This is a genomic window from Methylobacterium sp. SD274 (genome assembly GCF_017355285.1).
Taxonomy (GTDB): domain Bacteria; phylum Pseudomonadota; class Alphaproteobacteria; order Rhizobiales; family Beijerinckiaceae; genus Methylobacterium.
On sequence record NZ_JADIJP010000008.1, the window covers coordinates 135139 to 157097 of the forward strand.

At 67.3% G+C, this 21959-nt stretch carries 19 protein-coding genes; 11 read left to right on the forward strand and 8 right to left on the reverse strand.

The window, feature by feature from the left end:
- Positions 1-112: 112 nt before the first annotated feature.
- Together IPV08_RS09745 and IPV08_RS09750 are read right to left on the reverse strand one after the other, a co-directional pair.
- Positions 113-2380, reverse strand: coding sequence for a hypothetical protein (locus IPV08_RS09745; protein WP_207411701.1), 2268 nt, complete (start codon positions 2378-2380; stop codon positions 113-115).
- A gap of 136 nt (positions 2381-2516) precedes the next feature.
- Entirely contained in the window at positions 2517-3233 is a 717-nt protein-coding gene (locus tag IPV08_RS09750; protein ID WP_207411702.1) for a uroporphyrinogen-III synthase, read from the reverse strand.
- 157 nt (positions 3234-3390) lie between these two features.
- On the opposite strand from IPV08_RS09750, the gene tsaD reads away from it, so the two are divergent.
- Genes tsaD through IPV08_RS09775 form a run of 5 tightly spaced genes read left to right on the forward strand, consistent with a single transcriptional unit; the run spans position 3391 to position 7273 of the window.
- Positions 3391-4434 carry a tRNA (adenosine(37)-N6)-threonylcarbamoyltransferase complex transferase subunit TsaD gene (gene tsaD / locus IPV08_RS09755; protein ID WP_207411703.1) on the forward strand — a complete coding sequence of 348 codons (1044 nt, stop codon included), beginning with the start codon at positions 3391-3393 and terminating at the stop codon, positions 4432-4434.
- 19 nt (positions 4435-4453) lie between these two features.
- Positions 4454-5359 carry a GNAT family N-acetyltransferase gene (locus tag IPV08_RS09760; RefSeq protein WP_207411704.1) on the forward strand — a complete coding sequence of 302 codons (906 nt, stop codon included), beginning with the start codon at positions 4454-4456 and terminating at the stop codon, positions 5357-5359.
- On the forward strand, positions 5356-6345 hold the full coding sequence (locus tag IPV08_RS09765) for an NAD(P)H-dependent glycerol-3-phosphate dehydrogenase (protein ID WP_207411705.1): 990 nt from the start codon (positions 5356-5358) through the stop codon (positions 6343-6345). Before IPV08_RS09760 ends, IPV08_RS09765 begins: the two co-directional genes overlap by 4 nt.
- A complete protein-coding gene (locus IPV08_RS09770) occupies positions 6342-6806 on the forward strand; it encodes an opioid growth factor receptor-related protein (RefSeq protein ID WP_207411706.1) in 465 nt (154 codons plus the stop codon). The genes IPV08_RS09765 and IPV08_RS09770 overlap by 4 nt, the downstream gene beginning before the upstream one ends.
- Before the next feature lie 50 nt (positions 6807-6856).
- Complete coding sequence (locus IPV08_RS09775) at positions 6857-7273, forward strand: EVE domain-containing protein (RefSeq protein ID WP_207411707.1); 417 nt, start codon at positions 6857-6859, stop codon at positions 7271-7273.
- Positions 7274-7301: 28 nt separating this feature from the next.
- Here IPV08_RS09775 and IPV08_RS09780 read toward each other — a convergent pair whose 3' ends face one another.
- Positions 7302-8249, reverse strand: a complete 948-nt coding sequence (locus IPV08_RS09780) for an alpha/beta hydrolase (RefSeq protein WP_207411708.1) — start codon at positions 8247-8249, stop codon at positions 7302-7304.
- A gap of 98 nt (positions 8250-8347) precedes the next feature.
- Here IPV08_RS09780 and IPV08_RS09785 point away from each other — a divergent pair, with 98 nt between their 5' ends.
- Positions 8348-9250 (forward strand): LysR substrate-binding domain-containing protein, encoded by a 903-nt coding sequence (locus tag IPV08_RS09785; protein WP_207411709.1) that lies wholly within the window; start codon positions 8348-8350, stop codon positions 9248-9250.
- An 18-nt stretch (positions 9251-9268) separates the two neighbouring features.
- Here the strand turns inward: IPV08_RS09785 and IPV08_RS09790 are convergent, their stop codons facing one another.
- Both IPV08_RS09790 and IPV08_RS09795 read right to left on the reverse strand, forming a co-directional pair.
- The gene (locus IPV08_RS09790) at positions 9269-9931 is read right to left on the reverse strand and encodes a response regulator transcription factor (RefSeq protein ID WP_056426034.1); all 663 of its coding nucleotides are present in this window, start codon (positions 9929-9931) and stop codon (positions 9269-9271) included.
- Complete coding sequence (locus IPV08_RS09795; RefSeq protein ID WP_207411710.1) at positions 9928-11394, reverse strand: ATP-binding protein; 1467 nt, start codon at positions 11392-11394, stop codon at positions 9928-9930. Before IPV08_RS09795 ends, IPV08_RS09790 begins: the two co-directional genes overlap by 4 nt.
- 334 nt (positions 11395-11728) lie before the next feature.
- Between IPV08_RS09795 and IPV08_RS09800 the strand changes: the two genes are divergently transcribed.
- On the forward strand, positions 11729-12754 hold the full coding sequence (locus IPV08_RS09800; RefSeq protein WP_207411711.1) for a hypothetical protein: 1026 nt from the start codon (positions 11729-11731) through the stop codon (positions 12752-12754).
- 49 nt (positions 12755-12803) lie between these two features.
- On the opposite strand, the gene IPV08_RS09805 is transcribed toward IPV08_RS09800, so the two are convergent.
- Positions 12804-13679: an AraC family transcriptional regulator gene (locus IPV08_RS09805; protein WP_207411712.1), complete on the reverse strand. Its 876-nt coding sequence runs from the start codon at positions 13677-13679 to the stop codon at positions 12804-12806.
- A 164-nt stretch (positions 13680-13843) separates the two neighbouring features.
- Here IPV08_RS09805 and IPV08_RS09810 point away from each other — a divergent pair, with 164 nt between their 5' ends.
- Positions 13844-14407, forward strand: a complete 564-nt coding sequence (locus tag IPV08_RS09810; protein WP_207411713.1) for a DUF308 domain-containing protein — start codon at positions 13844-13846, stop codon at positions 14405-14407.
- 133 nt (positions 14408-14540) lie between these two features.
- Entirely contained in the window at positions 14541-15248 is a 708-nt protein-coding gene (locus IPV08_RS09815) for a hypothetical protein (RefSeq protein WP_246747873.1), read from the forward strand.
- 496 nt (positions 15249-15744) lie between these two features.
- On the opposite strand, the gene IPV08_RS09820 is transcribed toward IPV08_RS09815, so the two are convergent.
- Together IPV08_RS09820 and IPV08_RS09825 are read right to left on the reverse strand one after the other, a co-directional pair.
- Positions 15745-17460 carry a DEAD/DEAH box helicase gene (locus IPV08_RS09820; RefSeq protein ID WP_056426018.1) on the reverse strand — a complete coding sequence of 572 codons (1716 nt, stop codon included), beginning with the start codon at positions 17458-17460 and terminating at the stop codon, positions 15745-15747.
- A 435-nt stretch (positions 17461-17895) separates the two neighbouring features.
- Complete coding sequence (locus tag IPV08_RS09825; protein ID WP_207411714.1) at positions 17896-19911, reverse strand: right-handed parallel beta-helix repeat-containing protein; 2016 nt, start codon at positions 19909-19911, stop codon at positions 17896-17898.
- Here IPV08_RS09825 and IPV08_RS09830 point away from each other — a divergent pair.
- Together IPV08_RS09830 and IPV08_RS09835 are read left to right on the forward strand one after the other, a co-directional pair.
- Positions 19880-20119, forward strand: a complete 240-nt coding sequence (locus IPV08_RS09830; RefSeq protein ID WP_207411715.1) for a hypothetical protein — start codon at positions 19880-19882, stop codon at positions 20117-20119. The two genes, IPV08_RS09825 and IPV08_RS09830, sit on opposite strands and share 32 nt — an antisense overlap.
- A 458-nt stretch (positions 20120-20577) precedes the next feature.
- Positions 20578-21915, forward strand: a complete 1338-nt coding sequence (locus IPV08_RS09835; RefSeq protein ID WP_348646104.1) for an acyltransferase — start codon at positions 20578-20580, stop codon at positions 21913-21915.
- Positions 21916-21959 lie beyond the last annotated feature (44 nt).

Sequence of the window (21959 nt, forward strand, 5' to 3'; positions counted from 1 at the left end):
AAGGTGGCGTCGGCCGGGGAGGGGACGCGAGTATCGGGAAAGGCGGGCAAGCTGCGCCCGCACACAATGATCGAGACGGCGCCGCCCGGAGATCCGCGCGGACGGACGGACCTCACCGGGCTGTACCGGTCGACGGCAATGCCTTGAACGCGTCCGCCAGCAGCATCCGCGCGGCGTCACCCGCCGCGGCCCGCGAGGCGAGCTTGGTGCCGAACTCGCCGAACTGCCCGCGCACATCCTCGGGCAGGCCGGCAAAGGCCTTGGCCGCCTCGGCGATGGCACCGCGATCCAGCGCATCCTGCACCTTCGGCACGGCATCCTCGGTAACGGTTTCGCCGGGCTTTGCCGGCGCGTCGACCTTGCGGACCTGGACGATGGATTCGGCCATGCTCATCAGGCGCTGCTTGATGTCGCCTGTCTCGGCCACCGATTTCGCCTGGGCCGCCTTGCGGTTCGCGGCGATCCGCTCGGCGATGGGACGGAACTCGGCGGCGAGAGACGCGGCCGTCGGAGCGCCCTTGTCGGCGAAGGCCGCGACGGCGCTGAGCCGTGCCGGATCGCCGGGTTCGGAGCTGCGCAGGGCCGCCAGCGCATCGGCATAGGGTGAGCCGGTGTTCAGCGCGCCGACGATGCGGTCCGCCGCGACGACCCGCATGGCGGCCTGGACGGTGGAGGCCTCCGCGCGGCTGGCCAGTGCCTGATCGAGGCCGGCGATCTTCTCGGATTGGGCCTGGATGAGCCGCTCCACGCCCTTGGCCGCTTCGGCCGCCTGCGCCTTGTTGGCGTCGACCGCCTGCTGGCTGGCCTGCGTCGCGGTCTGGACCGCTTCCGTCGCGGCCTTCACCCGGTTTTCGAGGGTTTGCTGCAGGCTCGCGAGCTTCTGGTTCAGCGCTTCCCCGGCCTCGGCATTCGCCTTGGTGCGCGTCTCGAGTTCACCCTTCAGGGCGGTGACCTGGCTCGCAAGCCCGTCGTTGGCGGCGGGCTTGGCGGCGGTGTCGACCTTGCCCTCGACGGCCTTCAGCCTGTCCTCGAGACCGGTGAGCGTCTGGGGGGTGATGGTGGTGAGACCGGCATTGCCGGATTGGTCGCGTCCCGGCTCTTCCTGTAGAGCCGCCACGCGCTGGTCGAGCCCATCGAGCCGGGCCATGAGATCTGGCGGCAGGGTCGCGGCTGGCGCGGATCCGTCACCGGTCGGTGCCGTGGTCGGTACCGCGGACACGGATCCCGCCTTCTGCAGCGCCTCCTTGGCGGTGGCATCGGCCGAGCGGATGGACTCCTGCAGCGGCTTCAGGCCGGCCTCGTTGGCGCCGATGCGCTTGTCGAGGGCGGCGAGGGCCTCCTTCGGCGCGAGCGCGGCGATCTTCTGGTCGAGGGCGGCGATGCGGCCGTCCTCCGCGACGCCCAGGGCACCGGAGCGCTCCACGGCGAAAAGCAGGCCGGCACCGATGACGCCACCGAGGAGCCCGGCCGTGGCGACCGAGCCGAAGCCCGCGCCGCCGCGCTTGGGTTCGGGCGCGGTTACGGCCGGACCGATCTTCGGTGTCGTCGAACCGGCGCTCTTCGTGTCGGAGGGCGCGGACGGCTTGTCCGGGCTGCCCGTGAAGGTGGTGGAGCCCGAGGGTTTCGTCGCGCTCGAAGCAGGACCGGTCTTGGTGGCCTCGGGGGAATCGGAAATCCGCTTCGCCTTCAGGTCGATGATCGGCCCATCGGTGATCTCTGCCTTTGGCGGCGGGGATTGCGGGCCGCTGGCGGCTGCCCCGGCCTTCGGCGCATCGTTACGCATCGATGACGTACCGCTCGCCGCCGGGCCTGCGCCGATGGGGCCGGAACCGGCAGGCTTCGCGGGCTCGGACTTTGCCGGATCGGGCTTGGACAGATCGGGCTTGGGGCCACCGGCCTTCCCTGCCTCGAAGCTCGATGCGGCAGATTTCGGCGACTCGGATTTGACGGGCTCCGCCTTCGGCGCATCCGCTTTCACGGGGCTGGACGGAGACGTGCCCGCCTTCGCGGCGTCGGGCTTCAGCTCAGCCGGCTTCACGTCGGCCGGCTTGCCGTCCGAAGTTTTGGCGACCGTCGATACCGGTGTCGTGCCGGAGACAGGCGTCTCGGCCTTGGCCGGCTGGGCCGGTGAAGCCACGGGCGGCACGATGGGCTTTGCTGGGCCGGAGCCCACGGAGCCGGGATTCGAGGAGCCCGGCTTGGCGGCGGCAGGATTCGTGGAGGCAGCACTCGTGGAGCCGGGAATCGGCGTGCCGGGCTTGCCCATTTCAGGCTTTCCCGTCTCGGGCTTGCTGGTTTCGGGCTTGCCGGTCTCGGGTTTGGGGCCGTTCGCCCCGGTGGGCGTTCCCGGACCTTTTCCGTCGCTGTTGGGTGGATTCACGGGCTTCTTGCTCCCTTCCCGACTTTCGTCTGCCGCATTCCGCAACCTGGCGCGTTCCGCGCTCCGTTTGCCGCCCTGCGGTCACAGCTTGTCATTCGTCCTAGCACCGAGGCCGCCACCTCGGCGAGACCGCTTGTCAGAAACCTGATGTCAGGCCCGCGAGAAGTGAATCCTCATTGGCCTGCCCGGCAACGAAATGGGGAGCGATCCCAGCCCGAGCCAGGGGAGCCGCCACGTCCGCCGACAAGCAGTAATGCCTGAGCGCCGCGAAAGCTCCGCCATATCCCGCCTTGATGGCGAGTTCGCAAGCCGTCGCCGCGCTTCTTCGTGAGTAGTGCAGCACGCCTGTCAGCGTGGACGGGGTAGCGAGCGCCAACGCCACCAATGCGGGCAGCGACGGTACGGCTCGTGCGCCATAGGCGATGTGGCTCGTCAGCCGGAAGCCTGCCCGTGTCAGGGATGCCTCCGGTTCCGCCTTGCGGTCCTCCCCCGCCACATGCAGCAGGGATGCCCCCGGCAAGACCTCCCGCTCCACGAGGCCGACGAGATCGGCGGCGTTGCCGTCGGCCGTCTTCACCGATGTAAACCCGAATTCACGTGCCAGCGCCGCCGTGCGCGCGCCCACCGCGAAGACGGGGACGCTATGAAGCGGGTGCCACTGCGAGGCTTGCCGAAGCGCGTTCGCGCTGGTGACGACGAGGCCGTCGAAGGGGCCTTCGGGCAGGGGAGCATCCGTCGCCGCCACGACGAGGACCGGCGCCACCAGGGGCTCGAAGCCCAGGGCGGAGAGTCGCTCGGCCGTGCGCGTGGCGCCCGGCTCGGGCCGCGCGATCCAGATTCGTGTCGCCACCATGGCTTCGGATTCGCTCCTCGGCGGGCCGTTGGCAAGCCGCTTCGATGACACGTGGTTGCCGGTGGACGACCATCGCTGGCTCCGGCCGTCGTTGCCCTCCACCGCCATGCCCGGCTAGGGTGGGAAACCTTGTCTCCGTGAAATCCAAAGCATCGTCATGAACGTCCTCGGCATCGAAACGACCTGCGACGAGACGGCGGCCTCCGTCGTGATGCCGGGCGAGGACGGGCGCGGCCGCATCCTCTCCAACGAGGTTCTGAGCCAGATCGCCGAACACGCGGCCTATGGCGGCGTCGTGCCCGAGATCGCGGCCCGCGCCCATGTGGAGGTGCTGGACCGCCTCGTCGCCCGTGCCCTCGACGGCGCCGGAATGACGCTGTCGCAGGTGGACGGCATCGCGGTCGCGGCCGGGCCGGGCCTGATCGGCGGGGTGCTGATCGGCCTCGTCACGGCCAAGACCCTGTCGCTGGTGGCGCGAAAGCCCCTCATCGCGGTGAACCATCTGGAGGCGCATGCGCTGACGGCCCGGCTCACCGACGGCATCGGCTTTCCCTACCTGCTGCTGCTGGCCTCCGGCGGGCACACGCAGCTCGTGGCGGTGAAGGGCGTCGGCGATTACGTCCGCCTCGGCACCACCGTGGACGATGCCATCGGCGAGGCGTTCGACAAGGTGGCCAAGCTCCTGGGCCTCGGCTATCCGGGCGGCCCAGAGGTGGAGCGCATGGCCGAGAGCGGCAACGGGGAGCGTTTCGCCCTGCCGCGTCCGATGCTCGGCCGCCGCGAGCCGAACTTCTCCCTGTCGGGCCTCAAGACCGCCCTGCGGATCGAGGCCGAGCGGCTGACCCCGCTGTCGAGCGCCGATGTGGCGGACCTCTGCGCCAGCTTCCAGGCGGCGGTGGTGGACGTGGTGGTGGACCGGGTCCGCGTCGCCCTGCGCGAATTCGGCTCCATCGCGGGCCATCCGACCGCCCTCGTCGCCGCCGGCGGGGTCGCCGCCAACGGCGCGATCCGGCGTGCGCTGACGACACAGGCCAACGAGGCCGGGCTCACTTTCGTGGCCCCACCCCTCTCCCTCTGCGGCGATAATGGCGCGATGATCGCCTGGGCGGGAATCGAGCGCCTGCGCCTCGGCCTCGTGGACGATCTCACCGCGCCGGCCCGCGCCCGCTGGCCCTTCGCCGAGGCGGCGGCGGTTGCCTGAGGGTCTTTTGACAGGGACCGTGCCGCCCGTCGCTCTGCAGAGACGCTGGCGCGACCTCGTCGACCGGCGTCTTCCCCAAGCGGCCCGCGCCCGGCCGGAATGGCCGGTGCGCCTCGATCATTGTTTCGCGCGCATCCTTCTCGACAATGCCTGCGGCGGTCCCTGGCGCGAGAGCGTGGCCCCGCCCGCCTGGGCCAACATGCCGCCGGACCGGCTCTCCCTCGCCATCGATCTCGGCGAGGCGGTGCTGGCAGAGAAGGCTGATCTCGGACTCCTCAACCGGCGTTCCCTTGCCTGGCGCGGCAAGATTCGGCGCAGCGTGCCGTCGCCGGTTCCCGCCTCGCTCAAGGGGCAGGGCTTCGTCCTCCGACGCTGGCTTCGTGCGGACGATCGGCCTTTCGCGGATCTCAATGCCGATGCGGAGGTGATGCGTCATTTCCCCTCCACCAAGAGCCGGGGCGAGAGCCTGATCGAGGCGCGCGCCATCGACCGGCGCTTCGAGTCCGACGGGTTCGGGCCCTGGGCGCTCGACGTACCGGGGGAGGGGTTCGTCGGCTTCGTCGGTGCCATGCGGCTGGTCAGGCCGATGCCGTTCGCGGGTGGGGAGACGGCGGGCGCGACGGTGGAGATCGGCTGGCGGCTGGCCCGTTCCGCCTGGGGGCGCGGCCTCGCCACGAGAGCCGCAAGACTCGCCCTCGACGACCTGTTCGGGCGCTGCGGCGTGCCAGCCGTGGTGGCCTTCACCGCCGCGTGCAACACCCCGTCGCTGCGGGTCATGCACCGGCTCGGCATGGTGTTCGCCGAGGATTTCCTGCATCCGGCCCTTCCGGCCGACGACCGTCTCCAGCCGCACCGGCTCTATCGACTGAAAGCGGGCGGGGCATCCTCGATTGGGGACCAAGCGCCAGAGGACCATCGATCATGAGCGAGCGGATTGCGGTGGTGGGCGGGGGCGCCTGGGGAACGGCGCTGGCCAACGCGGCGGCGGCCACGGGGCGGCCCGTGACCCTGTGGCTGCGCGACGGGGAGGCCGCCGCGCGGCTGGAGGCCACCCGCGAGAATGACCGCTACCTGCCCGGCGTGACGCTGCACGACGGCATCCGCGCCACCGGCGAAGCGCGCGATCTCGCCGGGGCGGGCATCGTCCTGCTGGTGACGCCGGCCCAGACCCTGCGCGGCGTTCTGGGAACCCTGGGCTCGTCCCTCGATCCGCGTGCGGCCATCGTGCTCTGCGCCAAGGGAATCGAGCGGGACAGCGACGCTTTCATGAGCGCGGTGGCGGCCGAGGCGATGCCCGGCGCGCCCGTGGCCGTCCTGTCCGGCCCGAGCTTCGCGGCGGATGTCGCCCGCAACCTGCCCACCGCCGTCACCCTGGCCGCGGAAGATGGCGCCCTCGCCGGCCGCCTCGCCGCCGCTTTGTCCGGCCCGGCTCTGCGCGTCTATCACACCGACGATGTGCGCGGCGTCGAGATCGGCGGGGCGGGCAAGAACGTGCTCGCCATCGCCTCCGGCATCGTCGCGGGGCGCGGCCTCGGCGAGAGCGCCCGCGCCGCCCTGATCGCGCGGGCCTTCGCCGAGCTGATGCGCTTTGCCCGCGCCTATGGCGGACGGCCCGAGACGCTCATGGGATTGTCCGGCCTCGGCGACCTCGTCCTCACCGCCTCCTCGCCGCAATCGCGCAACTTCGCCTTCGGCCAGCGTCTGGGTGCCGGGGCCACCCCGGAGGAAGCGTCCGGCGGCAAGCTCGCCGAGGGCGCCTTCACCGCCGCCGCGCTCATCGCCCTGGCGCGACGCAACGCGGTGGAGATGCCGGTGGCCGAGGCCGTGGCCGCCATCGTCTCCGGGGGAGCGAGCGTCGATGCCGTGGTGGCGGGGCTCCTCGCCCGTCCCCTCAAGGGGGAGGCCGAATGAGAACGGGGCCGATCCACGCCTTCCTCGCCGGCACGGGTCGTGATGGCGCGCGGCGCAGCCTCGCCGACATCCTCGCCTTCGACGATGCGCGGATCGAGGGCGTGCACGACTATATCCAATGGTGCTTTCCCCTGGCCGAAGCCAGCCGCGCGGTGCCGGGCGCCCCGGTGCTGGGGCGCGACGAGGCCGAGGCGATCCGCGCCGACGAGACCGCGCGCGCCGGCCTGCGCTCGGCGCTCGCACGGATGCGGCTCTTCTATACCCGCACCGACGGCTGGCTCCGCCCCTACGACCACAATCACCTGCGCATCACCCGGATCCTCACCGCGATCCGCAGTCTTCTCGGTCCCGTCGAAGCGGAGGCGTTCCACGCCTTCGTGACCGCGCGCAACGCGCAAGCCGGCTCGCCCATCAACGATGACAGCCTGCGCTATTGGGGATCGGCCCTCCGCGACGCCTGACGGCCACGCTTTCCCGCGCTAAGGAGGCGCGACGATCGAAAAGGCGAGCGATGGCGTACTGGCTCTACAAATCCGAACCCAAGACCTGGTCCTGGGACCAGCAGGTCGAGGCGGGAGAGCACGGCACGCCCTGGAACGGGGTACGCAACCACGTCGCCAAGCTCAACCTGATGGCGATGCAGGTAGGCGAGCGCGGCTTCTTCTACCATTCCAACGAGGGCAAGGCGGTGGTGGGGATCGTCGAGGTGATCCGCCCCTACTACCCCGACGACACCGACCCGACCGGCCGGTTCGGCATGGTGGATCTCCGTGCGGTCGAGCCGCTGAAGAAGCCGGTGACCCTGGAGGCGATCAAGGCCGAGCCGTGCCTGAAGGCGATGGTACTGGTCAACAATTCCCGCCTCTCGGTCCAGCCGGTGACGGAGGAGGAATGGTGGATCGTGCGCGGGATGGGTGGGCTCGTTTAGAGCTTCCCCACCTCGTCCGACCAAGCGATCACGTCGTCATGAATTGCGCCACGGCACGCTGGAACGTCTCCGGCGCTTCCTCCGCGACGAAATGGCCGCTCTCCTCGACGATGACTGTCTCCAGCCGATCGCTCTCGCGGTTCAGCGCGTCCGACAGGCGCGAGCCCACCCCGTAACGGCCCGTGATGGCCAGGATCGGCATTGTGAGACGGCGTCCGGCGAAGCTCGCCGCGAGCGCGGCGTCGTCCTTGAGAGCGCGATAGTAGTTGAACCCCGCTCTCATGCCGCCAGGCGATGCATAGTGCCGCGCGTACTCCGCGATCGCCTCGTCCGTAACGGCCTCCTTGCGGTGGGACCACGCCCTGATCTGGTCGCGGATATAGCCACGCTCCCGACCGGCCGTGAGCTTTTCGGGGATGTCGGGGGCCATGTGGAACCCATAGTGCCACGCTCCGCCCCGGAGCGGGTCCATGTTCTCCGTGCCGGGAAGAAGGCAATCGGCGAGGACGAGTCGGGAGATCCGGTCGGGGTGCAGATGCGCCAGGACGTAGGCCGCCTTGCCGCCCATGTCGTGCCCGACCACGCCCGCACGGCCACCCGCCTCGTGGTCGATCAGAGCGCGGATATCTTCCGCAATGGTACGTTTGTCGTAGCCCGACACGGTGCGCGCCGAGAGACCGAGGCCCCTGAGATCGGGGGCGATGATGGTGAAGCGGTCGGACAAGGCGGCCATCGTGGCCTTCCAGGCCGCCCAGGTCTGCGGCCAGCCATGCAGCAGGACCAGGGGCGGGCCGGAACCGGCGACGACGTAATGCATGCGGATGCCATTGAGCTGCGCGAAGCGACTGGCCGCTCCCGGCGGCAGCACGCCCGCATCCAGCCCGGAATCGGGCACCGCCCCGAGCGCGGGCGCGATCCCGAGCGCGAGGGAGGCGCATGCGGCGGAACGGAGGAGGTCTCGGCGCTGGATCGGCATGTCGGCATCCGTCATCGTTGCGATGCAGAATGGTTGTCCGATGCCGACGCAGCGTCTACGCGCTGGACAGCGCTCGTTGCCATAACCAGGGGTTATGCGTGGATCTCACCGTCGCCCTCCGAGCCTTCATTCGCACCGTGGAGCGCGGTTCGATGACGGCGGCCGCCGAGGATCTCGGGATCTCGCAGCCGGCGGTGAGCAAGCTCCTTCGCAATCTCGAAGCCCATACGCGAGCCCGGCTGCTGGAGCGAAACTCCCGCGCCATCCGGCCGACACCCGTGGGCTTGCGTCTCTACGAAGCCTCCAATGGCGCCCTCGCCACCATCGACGCCGCAATCGACGAGGCTCGGAACGAAGCCGGGACGATCGGAGGTTCCCTGCGCGTGCACGGCCCGGTTTGCTTGGGAGAGAGCCGCCTCCACCGGATCGTCGCCGACTTTCAGGATCGGCACCCGGCCGTCTCGGTCCGCCTGACCCTCGAGAACCGCTCGGCCGATCTCATCCATGAAGGCTTCGATCTCGCCATCCGCATGGGCCGGCCGGTCGACCAGGAGGTGATCCTACGTCGGATCGGGCTGGTCCAGCGCATCCTCGTCGCGGCACCGTCGTATCTCGCGAAACGCGCTTCGGTCACCGAGCCGCACGATCTCCCCGACCACAGCCTCCTCGTCACCGATACGGTGCTGTCCCGGGCCGATACATTGCCCCTGTGCCGGAACGGTGAGACGGTCGAGGTCCCGGTGAGGCCGGTGCTGACGACCAACAACGCGCGCGTCCTCATCGACGCCATGCTGTCGGGGCGGGGGATCGGGACGGCGCAGGTCCAACTCGTCACGGAGGAACTGGCGAGCGGCCGCCTGGTGCGGGTTCTCGCCGATCACGAGATCCGGCCGACCGAGCTTTACCTCACCTACTCCTCGGCGAAGTTCCTGCGGCCGACGGTGCGCGCCTTCGTCGATTTCGTCGTCCCGGCCCTGCGCAGGATCGACGGCATCGTCTGATTGCCGAGAAGGACGATCTCAGCCCTGCCGCTGCGCCTGGGTCACCGCGACATGGATGAGTTCGGCCAGCGTCCGCACGCCGAGCTTCTGGCGCATCTGCGAACAGGCGTTGGTGACGGTCTTGTAGCTCACCGACAGGTCGCTCGCGATGACGCCATAGGACTTGCCCTGGGCCAGCCGGGTGAGGATCTGCTGCTCGCGCGGGGTCAATTGCGATTCCGGAGTGCGGCGCGGGTCGGTGCGCAGCATGGCGACTTCGGTGGCGAGGCGACGGTCGAGATAGACTTGGCCGGAACGGACCTTCTCGAAGGCTTCGTACAATTCCACCGAGGCGTGGTCCTTGAGCACGTAGCCCAGCGCCCCGGCCTCCAGCGCCCGCGACACGATCACCGGATCGTTGTGCATGCTGAAGACCAGAATGCGAATGCCGGGCGAGGCGCTGCGCATCCGGCGGATGAGATCGAGACCCGCGAGCCCGCTGCCCTGGAAGGTCAGGTCGCAGATCACCATCGAGGGGCGCAGGCGGAAGAACAGGCGGTAGCCCGCCACCGTGCTGGTCGCCTCGGCGATCCGCTCGATACCGGCGTCTTCGAGGACGCGACGGCAGCCCTGGAGGACGATCGGATGATCGTCGATCACGAGGACGGGCGCTTGGGTCGATGTCGGTGTGAACGCGTTCATACGGAAACGATCGGGCTCGTGTCCTCGGTCCGCTCGGGATCGAGCGGTATCACTATCCGGACAACCGTCCCCGGCGCCGCGTTGTCAAGGTGAAATGTGCCGCTGAGCGCTTCCACGCGCTCGCGCATCCCCGACAAACCGATTCCACCGCGGAAACCGCCGTCGAGATCGGACGTGCGTTTCTCCGCCAGCCCGGTGCCGTCATCGCGGATCTCCACCCGCAACGCGTCGGAGGCGTGGCTCTCGCTCACCTCCGCCGTCACGTGGCGCGCCTCCCCATGCCGGACCGCGTTGGTCATGCTCTCCTGGATGCAGCGGAAGACGGTGAGGTCGACGAGGTCGCCGTAGCCGCGGGCGAGATCGGTGAAGCGGCCTTCGAACACCGTCTCGGAATGGCGGCTGCGGAAATTCCGCAGGAGAAGTTGCAGGCACTCGGCCAGAGGCACCTGACCCAGGGCATGGGGACGCAGGCGGTTCAGAAGGTCGCGGTTCAGCCCCTGCACCTGCCCGACGATGGCGCTGATCTCGTCGGCGCGGGCGGTGAGCTTGGCCCGGTCCGGCTGGCTTTCGGCCTGCGCCATCCGCGTCACCGAGGCGGCATTGGCTTCGAGCGCGAACAGGCAGGGGCCGAACTCGTCATGGAGTTCCAGCGCGGTGCGCCGCCGCTCGTCGTCCTGCGCCGTGAGAAGCTGCCGGTTGAGGCGGCCATTGGCGGCGCGGGCTTCGGAGAGGGCCTCCGCGACGCTGTTGAAGCGCTCGGCGATGATGGCGAGTTCGCGCGAGGCGGGCGGATCGAGCCGCACCGTGTAATCGTGCCGTTCGAGCTGGGTCAGGCCGTCCGCCAGCTGCGTCAGCGGGGCGAGGACGCGGCCGAAGGCGATGTAGAGGGCGCCGAGAAGCCCGAGATTGAGGCACAGGCTCGCGAGCGAGAGGGAGACTGTGTAGCCCCAGACCTCGTCGATCTCGTCGAGGGGTTCGGTGGTGATGAGCGCGGTGCCGATCCGCTGGCCCTGCGCCACGATGGGCAACTCGTCCCGCTGTGGCGTCGGGGCGATCAGGGCGGCGAACCAGTGCGGAGCGAGGTGGCTCTCGCGGCGCGCGCGGGGGTTGGCCAGCGCGACCTTACCTCCCTCGGCATCGAACACCGCGACGCGGACATGGCGGAGGTCCTGCACCCTTAATTCCAGCGTGCGCAGCAGGCTCGCGGGGGAGGCCGATTGCGCGAGGCCGATCGTGTCGGCCACGACCAGTTCGATATTGGCGAGGGTCGCCTGCATCTCGACCTGCACGGCCGAGCGGGCATTCACCACGATGAGGCTGAACGAAACCACGGCCGCCAGCAGATCGATGGCGAGGACGAGGACGACGAGGCGTGCCCGCGTCGGCAGGGAGGCCCAGCGCAGGCGCGGCGAGGCGCGCTTGGCCGGTTCCACAGGCGGAGGGCCGGGGGGAGACAGGGTCATCGTCGATCGTACCGGGATGGATCTAGTGCCGCGTTGTGCTTGTAGCGATATCCCGTCCGCTGGGAATGCGCGCATGCGGGATGGGGCGCACAGCGCCCGTTTCACCCCGGCGCCACGACCATCTGAAAATGGCGCTCGGCCGCAAGTGCTCGACGGATACCGAGCGTTAAGCGCCAATGCTTTATCCAGATTCATGTGAGCGACGACACGGGCGTGACTGGCACGATGTCCGAGGACATCTTTGTGCCCGAATGTCGGCATCACGTCCGTTCCGCGCCGTCGCGATTCCGTGACGGTCAAACGTTTTTTCGACCATTGTTAGAGAACTCGCCCGATGATGCAGGTTGCCATCGACCCGAGCGAAAGGCGCGACGCTGGCTTCCGCAAGCCCGTCGCTGACAAGGTTGTTGCTGACAAGCCGGTCGCGGCCAGGCCGGTGAAGCCCGTGTCGAAGCTTGGGTCGAAGCCCGCCGCGCGCGGTCGCATGGTCGTTCTCGGAACGTTGGGCTGCGTCGCCGTGGCCGGCCTGTCCTACGCGGCCTATTCCGCGATGGGCAGTCTCGCCGGTCCGCAGGTGGTGCGGCCGAACCTCTACCAGATGCAGAAGGCGCAGGCCCTCCAGGCCAAAGCGGCCGATTGGCCCGACCTGCGCGACGGCGTGCCCGCCCTGGCCTCGGCCGCCGGATCACCCGCGCCGGTCCGGGATACCGGCATTCAGCTCGTGGAGAGGCGTGCCCTCGTCGAGGAGCCGGCTAAGGCCGAGGCGATGTCGAAGGTTCAAAGTCCCGCGCCGGTCGAAGCCACTGCCAAGGTCGAAGCACCCCCGAAGGTCGATACTCCCGTGACGCTGGCGGCGGCGACGCCCGCTCCCTCGATCGTCAAGGCCGAAGCGCCCCGTCCGAAGGCGCTGCCGCCGATCGAGCCGGTGAGCCTGGCGCTGCCGCCCAACGCACTCTCGCCCATCGTGCCGAACCGCGTCGCTTCGGTGATCGCTCCGAGTGCGGCCCAGACCATCCGCGCGCGCTCGGCGGCCACGAGCTTCGCGTCGCTTCCCCCTGAGCCGACCCGTGCCGAGGCCAGTGCGGAAACGTCGAAGCCCAGCGCCAGCGTGGTCGTGAGGCCCGCCGCCAGTGTCGCCAAGCCGAGTGTGGCTGTGGCCAAGCCAAAGCCGGTCAAGCCCGCGAAGCCCGTGCAGGAAGCCAGCGCCGAACCCGCAGCGGCACCCGCAGCGGCACCGGAACCCGAACAGAGCGAAATCTTCGGCGTGAAAGTGCCGTCCCTCGCCCCGGCCGGCCGCAAGATCGCCGAGAGCGTGGAAGCCCTCGGCAACGCCGTGAAGAACCTGCCGAACCAGTTCTGATTGGCGACCGTAGACGCGCGCTGCGGACGCCGATGGCCAGTCCAGGGACTTACGTTTCGTCCCGTGGCGGGTGCCCGAACAGGGCCTTGTAGGCGCGGCTGAACGCGGCCTCCGACGTATAGCCGACCCGCAGCCCGATCTCGCCGACCCGTGCCTCCCGCCTCGCCAGCATGTCTCGCGCGAGGCTGAGCCGCCACTCGTTCTGGTATCGCAGCGGCGAGCGTCCCACGAGTTCGGTGAACCGCTCGGCGAAGCCCGAGCGGGACATGCCGGCGAGGCCTGCCAGTTCGTCGATACGCCAGGGCTGCATCGGCCGCTCGTGCATGGCCTTGAGCACGCGGGCGATGCGGGCATCGGAGAGACCGCTCAGCCAGCCGGACGAATGCCCGAGATGGACCCAGGTCCGCAGGGTGCGAATCACGAGCAGATCGATGATCCGCGAGATCATCAGGGCCGCGCCGGGCTGCGGGTCGGTCGTCTCCCGCATCATGAAATGCACCATGCCGTCCAGCCATTCCGCCCCCTCTTCGTGTCGGATGTGGATGAGGTCCGGCAGGGCCGCGATCATGCCGCGAAGGCTGTAGGGGTCGAACCAGAACCGACAGACGATGACCGTCGCCGGCTCGGGTGACGCCACGAGCCGCGCCGCCCCGGGGCCGCGTGGCAGGAGCATGAGGTCGCCTGTGTCGAGCACGAGCGGATGTCCGGGGCTTCCGCCGACCTGAAGCGCACCTGCGGCGACGACGAGAACATGCGCCGCATCGGCGTCCAGTTCCAGCGGCTCGCCGTGCGAAACGGTGCGAGCCCGGACCCGGTCACCGTTCAGCCGAATCTGCGCCAACACCTGCGACAGCAGATCCGCGTTCTCCGCGCCGGGGGAAACGATCTCCGGACGATCGGTCAAGTCTTTCGGCGGATCCGTCATGGCCGATGCGGGGTCCAAAAATTACACATGCGGTCCTTGGAGACGTTTCCCCCCTGTGGCGATGGGCAAGGTCTCACGAGCACCGAAGATACCGCAAGGCGTTCAGCGCGCTGGCGCTACTTTGCCGATCCTCGGAGCGACAGGCACATGAGAAGGACATCGACATGCCAGTTCCCGCCTCGACACAATGGCTGACATCTTACTATTTCGTCCGTGCCGGCATTGCCGTCGCCTGGGTCGCCGCAGCCGTGTCCGTGGGACGGAGCGTATCCCCGGTCGCGGCGGCCCTTCTCGTGGCGTATCCCGCCTGGGATGCAGCGGCCAATCTCGTCGATGCGCAGCGCAGCGGTGGGTGGAGAGCCAATCCCAGCCAGATCGTCAACGCCGCGATCAGCACCGTCACCGCCCTCGCGGTCGCCCTCTCCCTCGGCCTCAGCCCCCACGCGGTTCTCGCGGTGTTCGGCTGCTGGGCGATCCTCTCCGGAATGTCGCAGCTCGCCACCGGCATCCGGCGCTGGAACGGCGGCGCTCAATGGGCAATGGTTCTCAGCGGGGCGCAATCGTCGCTCGCGGGCCTCTTTTTCCTCGCGAAGGCGAACGACGTCGCAACGCCCGGCATCATGGACGTCGTACCCTACGCCGGCTTCGGCGCCTTCTATTTCCTCGTCTCGGCCGTGTGGCTGGCGGTGGCACGGGCGCGGCAAGCCTCGGTGGAGGGCACAGCGTGATGTCGGGATCGGCAATCATGGCCGGGTTCCATGGTCCGGCCTCCTCGCATCACGGTCGCGATGCCGTGTTGCAGATGTGCGGGATCGAAACTGAAGGTGACGGCGCGATCGTCGAAGAAGAGGCGACCCGAACATGACGCGAATCCTGCCATGGCGTTTGGCATTCTGGGCGTGTCTTCTGGCGGCCGCCGCTGCGCTCGCCCATCCGATGGAGCGGGAAGGAGAGGTGATGAACGTCGACTGGCGAGTGGAGCCCCATGCCGGGATCGGCCGTCTCGTCTTCGGTCTCACGCCGGGGGAGGTCGCTGCCGCGGTGGACCCGGTCTACGGCATCCCGACTCCGCTCATTCGAGGCGTGGATGCGGCGGCCGATACCGAAGGCCTGATCGCCGCGTTGGGACCATCTCTGTCGGCGGCCGACATCTCCGCCATGAGGCGAGCCGCCACCGATCTGGCGAGCCTGGACCGGCAGAACCTCGAGAAGGACCGCACGCCCATCCTACTGGAATATCGCAACGGCCGGTTGGATGGCGTGACGGTCGAAGCGCGTCATGCCGAGACGCATTTTCGGAACGAACGGATCTTCTCCCTCGATGCGCGGGAGGTGCTGCGCCTGTTCGAGCGGGCGAACGGTGCCCCCGGCCGGTTCCGGTCCACCGAAGCCGCCTTCGACAACCTCGCGGTCTCGCTTTTCTCGTTCAGCCGGGTCTCACCGGACGGCAAGGTCATGGTCTTGCGGGCCGACGACCCGGATTTCACCGAGCGCTCCGTCACCCTGCGCCGGACGCCTTACCGGCCCGCGAACGAAATGGATCAGTTCGTCACCGCGTCGTTCGAGTGACCGAGTGGTGTTGCCGGGCCCCGTTTCCCTCCGCGAGGGGGGGAAGATTTACCCACCGGCTCGATGGCCATTTCTCTATGCGAAAGGATTTGGCTGGCGCGCCGCGCTCCCTCTCCTGGAAGGCAGGGCGATCGCATATGACACCACGCCGTCATTCCGGGTCGCCACAGGCGAGCCCGGACCCGGAGGGCCGCGCCAGAGGCGTGCAATCCAGAGCCGCTGACAGTGTAAAGTCCTGCACCACTTGTGTTTCTGGATCCCGGGCTCCGCTGCGCGGACCCGGGATGACGGGGTGGTGCCAGCGGGTTTCTGACAGGCAAATCGGCATATGCGATCGCCCTGCCTGGAAGGAGAGGGCTGGGGTGAGGTGCGGTCCATCTCCAGAGAGGTCACACACCTCACCCTGTCCTTCTCCTTCCAGGAGAGGGGACCCGTGGTGCCCGCGAACGGTGCGACGATCGTCGGCCGCACATGGGAGGAGGGAGAGAAGAAGCCTTCAGCGCGGACGGCGCTGCGGCGGCTTCTTGCCGGCTTCCCGCTCGTGGCGGGCGGCGCGGGGGCTCTTGAACCCCTTCGGGCCCTCGGCCTCACGCTCGGGCTCGCCGCCGAGAAGCGCCTCGACCTGGATTTCCGGCGAGCCGTTCTTGGCGAAGGTGGCGGCGAAGCGCGAGGCGGCGCCGCCACGGATCTCGAACTTGGTCTCCCGGTCGAAGATGCGGATGGCGCCGATCTCCTGGCGGCCGATATTGCCGCGACGGGTCAGCATCGGCAGGAGGCGACGCGGGTCGGCATTGTCGCGACGGCCGAGATTGAGCCGGAACCAGACCGAGGGGCCTTCCGCATCGATCCGTGCCGAATCGGCGGGGTCGTAGACCTTGCGCTCCTTGCGCTCGGGGCCGGCGCCCGGATCGGTCACGTCCTCGGGCTCGGGCAGGCGGGCGCGGTAAATCTTGGCCAGAGCGGCGGCCAGTTCCTGCGGCGTGCGCTGGGCGAGCAGCGCCTCGCCCATGGCGAGGTCTTCCTCGGACGGCGTCTCGGTGAAGAGCGGGTCCTGCCACATGCGCTCGCCGTCGAGGCGGCGGATCTCGTCCGCCGTGGGCGGGGCGGCCCATTCGGCATTGACCTTGGCGATGGCCAGCATCTGCTCGGCGCGGCGGCGCTTGGAGGCCGGGATCAGCAGCACGCTGGTGCCCTTGCGGCCCGCGCGCCCCGTCCGGCCGGACCGGTGCTGCAGCACCTCGGCATCGTGGGGCAGGTCGGCATGGATGACGAGGCTCACCGTCGGCAGGTCGATGCCGCGTGCGGCGACGTCGGTGGCGACGCAGACCTTGGCGCGGCCGTCACGCAGGGCCTGGAGCGCGGCGTTGCGCTCGCCCTGGCCGAGCTCGCCCGACAGGGCGACGGCCGAGAAGCCGCGCTCGGTGAGCACCGCCTGGAGATGGCGGACGGCGTTGCGGGTGTTGCAGAAGACGATGGCGGTGGGCGCATCGGTATAGCGCAGGGTGTTGACCACCACATGCTCGATCTCGCGCGGCACCACCCGCACGGCGCGGTAGGTGATGTCGGTATGGCCGCGCTCCTGGCCCTTCACGGCGATGCGCAGGGCGTCGTTCTGGTAGCGCTCGGCGAGACTGGCGATCGCCTTCGGCAGGGTCGCGGAGAAGAGCAGGGTGCGCCGCTCCTTCGGGGTCACCGAGAGAATGAATTCGAGGTCGTCGCGAAAACCGAGATCGAGCATCTCGTCGGCCTCGTCGAGGACGGCGACGCGCAGGTTCTGGGTGGCGAGGTTGCGGCGCTCCAGATGGTCGCGCAGGCGGCCCGGCGTGCCGACCACGATATGGGCGCCCTCGGCGAGAGCCCGGCTCTCGCGGCGCGGGTCCATGCCGCCGACGCAGGCGATGACGCGCGCTCCAGTCTCGGCATAGAGCCATTCGAGCTCGCGCTGGACCTGAAGAGCGAGTTCGCGCGTCGGGGCGATGACGAGGGCCAGCGGCGGGCCGGGCGGATCGAGCCGCTCGGCATCGCCGAGGAGCGTGTCGGCGAAGGCGAGGCCATAGGCGACGGTCTTGCCGGAACCGGTCTGGGCCGAGACGAGGAGGTCGCGGCCCTGGGCCGCCGCCTCGATCACGGCACTCTGGACGGGGGTCGGGTCTTCGTAGTTGCGGGCCTCGAGCGCTCGGACGAGCGGGGCCGGCAGGGTAGGAAAGGGCACGGGGCAGAGGCCTTGCAGGCAGACAAGGCAAACCCTGCGGATTCGAGTCACCCTGAGTGGCGACGTCGCTGCATCCGGTCGTGGGTCCGGCCTCGTTCGGTTACGGAGCGTGTGCTTCTAGCCGCAATGCGGCGCTGACGCCACGCCCCATGCTGCAATGCTTCCAAGCGTGGTTTGCGTGCATCCCGTGGCGAAGGCACCGGGCGGACCCTCCCATCCAAATCCTTACCGCGGCCAATGCGGGCACGATCGGTGAAGGCGGATCGCCCAAAACGACGTCCGACACGAAAGGGGGCCCCGACGGTTGCCTGTCGGGACCCCACATTGGTTTCGAGTTCGGCTGTGTAAGATCAGATGCTCGGTGCTCGTTCACACCGAGCATCGTTCATCATGCATGTCGAACGAGCCTGGGCCTGTCCGAAGACGCGGATCGGATCAGCTCCAAGTAAACTCGTTGGTCAAATGGGCCATGGGCGTCTGGCCGTTCACTTCGGCCACGTCGATATTGGCGCCGATATTGCCCTCTCCCCAGACGATGTTGCCCGGATTTCCCGCATCTTGGTACGAGGAATTGGTCACCACCGTATTTTCGTTCACGCCCCAGAGCAGCGCGTTCGAGAGAGGATCTCCCCGTCCCTGGTCCGACGCGATGTTGTCGAAGGAGCGCGTGAAGTCGAAGGTGTTGTTCTGGCCGTAATCCGCGAACGCGCCGTTGCCCATATGGATCGTATCGACGTTGCGGACGGTGCCGTTGTTCGACCCCTCGAAGATGACCCCCTGACCGCTCGGCGAATTGTTGCCGTCGATCACGCCGTTCGAGACGGTGACGTTGTCGCTGTAGTAGATCGAGATGTTGTCCTCGGTCCAAGCGACGTTCGGGTCGTTGTGGACGTAGAAGTTGTTGAGGCTGCTGTCCGGCGACTGGCCCATCTGCACGAGCTGTCCGCGGGGGAAGGGCCCGCGCATATCGTACCCTTCGATGTTTTCCAGTTCCGCACCCGGCGAGTATTGGATGAGGACGCCCGTCGAGGTGTCGTGGAAGGTCGCGTTCGTCACGCTCAGGTCGTCGGCCTCGAAGGCCGAGATCCCGTAATGGTCCGGGGTCCGTTCGGCGCCCGTTTCGGGTGCGCCCTCGTTGAAGACCTCCACGTTCTGGATATCGACGTTGTCACCATCCATGACGCGGATGCCGGCGCCTTCCTCGGTGCCGCCGTTTCCATTGAAATGGATGCGGACATTCTCGACCGTGACATTGTCCACGCGATCGATGTCGATGCCGGGACCGCTATCGACGTAGATGTCCATGTCCCGAATGACATCGCCTTCCTGGGCGACGATCGTTCCGTCATGGCGCGTGAGAGGAGCGTTGCCGCCCTCGGTCGGGGGCTCGTCCACGGGTGCCGGCTCGGATGGCTGCGCGACGACCGGGGGTTCTTCGGGCGAGGGCGTCGCTCCGATGTCGGGCACCACCACATCCGGCCCCTCGGGGATGGGAGCCGGAGTGTCGACCTCGGGTACCGAACCCGAGAAGCCTTCGCTGAACGCGTTCGTGAAATGGGCCATGGGCGTCTGGCCGTTCACTTCGGCCACGTCGATGTTGGCGCCGATATTGCCCTCTCCCCAGACGATGTTGCCCGGATTTCCCGCATTCTGATACGAGGAATTGGTCACCACCGTATTCTCGTTCACGCCCCAGAGCAGCGCGTTCGAGAGAGGATTTCCCCGTCCCTGGTCCTCTGCGATGTTGTCGAAGGAGCGTGTGGAGTCGAAGGTGTTGTTCTGGCCGTAATCCGCGAACGCGCCGTTGCCCATATGGATCGTATCGATATTGCGCGCGGTGCCGTTGTTCGACCCCTCGAAGATGACCCCCTGACCGCTCGGCGAATTGTTGCCGTCGATCACGCCGTTCGAGACGGTGACGTTGTCGCTGTAGTAAACCGAGATGTTGTCCTCGGTCCAAGCGACCTTCGGATCGTTGTGGACGTAGAAGTTGTTGAGGCTGCTGTCCGGCGACTCGCCGAATTGTACGAGCTGTCCGCGGGGGAAGGGCCCGCGCATATCGTAGCCTTCGATGCCCTCGAGTGTGGCGCCCGGCGAGTATTGCACGAGGACGCCCGTCGAGGTGTCGTGGAACGTCGCGTTCGTCACGCTCAGAGCCTCGGCCTCGAAGGCCGAAATCCCGTAATGGTCCGGGGTCCGCTCTGCGCCCGTTTCGGGTGCGCCTTCGTTGAAGACCTCCACGTTCTGGATATCGACGTTGTTGCCCCGCATGATGCGGATGCCGGCGCCTTCCTCGGTGCCGCCGTTTCCATTGATATGGATGCGGACGTTCTCGACCGTCACATTGTTTACGTTGTCGATATCGATGCCGGGACCGCTATCGACATAGATGTCGAGGTTGCGAATGACATCGCCTTCCTTGGCGACGATCGTCCCATCGTGGCGTGTCAACGGAGCCGCGCTGGCGCTGGATGCGGATGTCGCCCCGGCGTCTGACTCCACCACCACAGGGACGTCGGAAACGGGTTCCGCGCTGTCGATGACCGGAACCGTGCTCGAGACGCTGCCGTCGGCAAGTCCCGAAACGACGTCGGATATCGGGCTCGATCCCAGGCCCGTGTCGGAGGCGGAACGCGCGTCGTCGCACGATGCGACGTGATGATGCGAATGCTGCATTCAATTTCCAGTTGTGTCTGCGGCCGGTCCTGATGCCGACCCTCTCAATCCGCTGCTGTTTTGGCCACGGATCCCCATGAGCATCGGCGTTGTTTGCCGACACTATTCCCAAGATTATTGTCGCACTGATGAGCGAATAATCGGATCGTACGAATTACCAGCCGGCACTAAGAAGAACTTCCTCTGTGCCAATTGGCAAATGTACAGATCGGTACACTTCAGTATTCTAGTTCTTTATTGTCACAACAAATCTTAGTGAGCAGATCTTGTTCAAAATGTGTCACGGATGATTTTCGATCATTGGCGCGAGGCTCGCCGGCCCCGCCTGAAAAGCGGGTCGTATGCCGGTGCGTGCATTGTGGCGGATGGTTACTACCGGACGGAAACGGGGCGCTCGCACAGGATGCCGCTTCCCATCCGCCGAGGTCCCCGCACCCCTTGGTGCGCGACCGCCCGAGCCCAGCCCTTCGCAATCGCGGCCATGGCGGCGGCTATGTGGCGTGGCGGATCTCGCCGAGGTGGCAGTGGCCGCGAATGCCAGTGACGGCGGGCTTTGCCGCCGTCCGCATTGGCGGATGCTACTTCGCTAAAGACCGAGATAGCCCCGATGCGCACTTTCTCGAAGAACGCGCGGCAGTGATGATGGTGGCGGTGCGCTCCCCATCGGAGCAGTCAAACGCAATCGCCTGGATAGCGTCGAACGATCGTTCATATCATCTCAGTGGAGACGATCCGATGATATACAATGTCCAGACATTGAGGGCGATCGCGGCCTATCTCGTTGTTGGCTTTCACTGCCAAATCTTGCTTTTCGGGCACCTGAAATATTCAATGGGGGCTTGGGGCGTCGATATATTTTTTGTGATAAGCGGGTTCGTGATGGCCTACACCACCGGCGGCCGGAACGTGAGCCCACGTCGATTCATCGTCAAACGACTGGTTCGCGTCCTTCCCTTATACTGGTTCATGACGATCGCCGTCTTTCTCACGGCCCTATCGATGCCCTTTCTATTCCGCAGCGTCGATGCCGGGCCGGCGCAGCTGCTCATGTCGCTGGCGTTCATTCCGTTTGAGAAATCGAACGGTTTGATCCAGCCGGTATTGTTCCTCGGATGGACGATCAACTACGAGATCTTCTTTTATTGCCTCTTTTGTCTGAGCCTGTACATTCAGACGGAATTAAATCGATACCTTTGTCTCAGCCTCACCATGGTCGCGCTCGTGATCCTCGGACTGGTTTTTCGCCCCGAGGATGCGCTCGGCCGGTTTTATACGGACCCGATCATACTCGAGTTCGTCGCAGGCATATGGATCTATTACATCGCGCGACACGTCGCGATTCTGACGAGCCTCTTCAACGTCCCGATGATCGGCACCTTGGGCCTCGCCAGTTTCGGTCTTTTATTGGCGGCGGAGTTTCTTTGGCCGACCGTTCCCCGCTTTATCGGCCTCGGTCTGCCGGCAGCTTCACTCGTCCTCGCCGCGATCTTGCTGGAGACCAAGGGCGTCGTCTCGAAAACCGCCTTTGCCATAGAACAGGGCAACAGCAGCTACGCGCTATACCTGACGCATTTCCTGTCTTATCAACTCTGCGAGAAGATTGTCTTCAAAGTTTTCGATCCGGATAGCCTCTATTTGAGATTGGCCGCATTCGTTAGTGCAGTGGCGCTCGCCGGAATTCTTGCCTGGATCGTGCATCGTCAGATCGAAATCCCTCTGACCCAAAGCGTCAGGGACGTGTTCACTGGCTTCTGGCGTCGATCTCCCGCCCGGCCGTAGCATCGGGTCGGCGGACCTGAATGGTCGGTGATTCCAACGGCCGG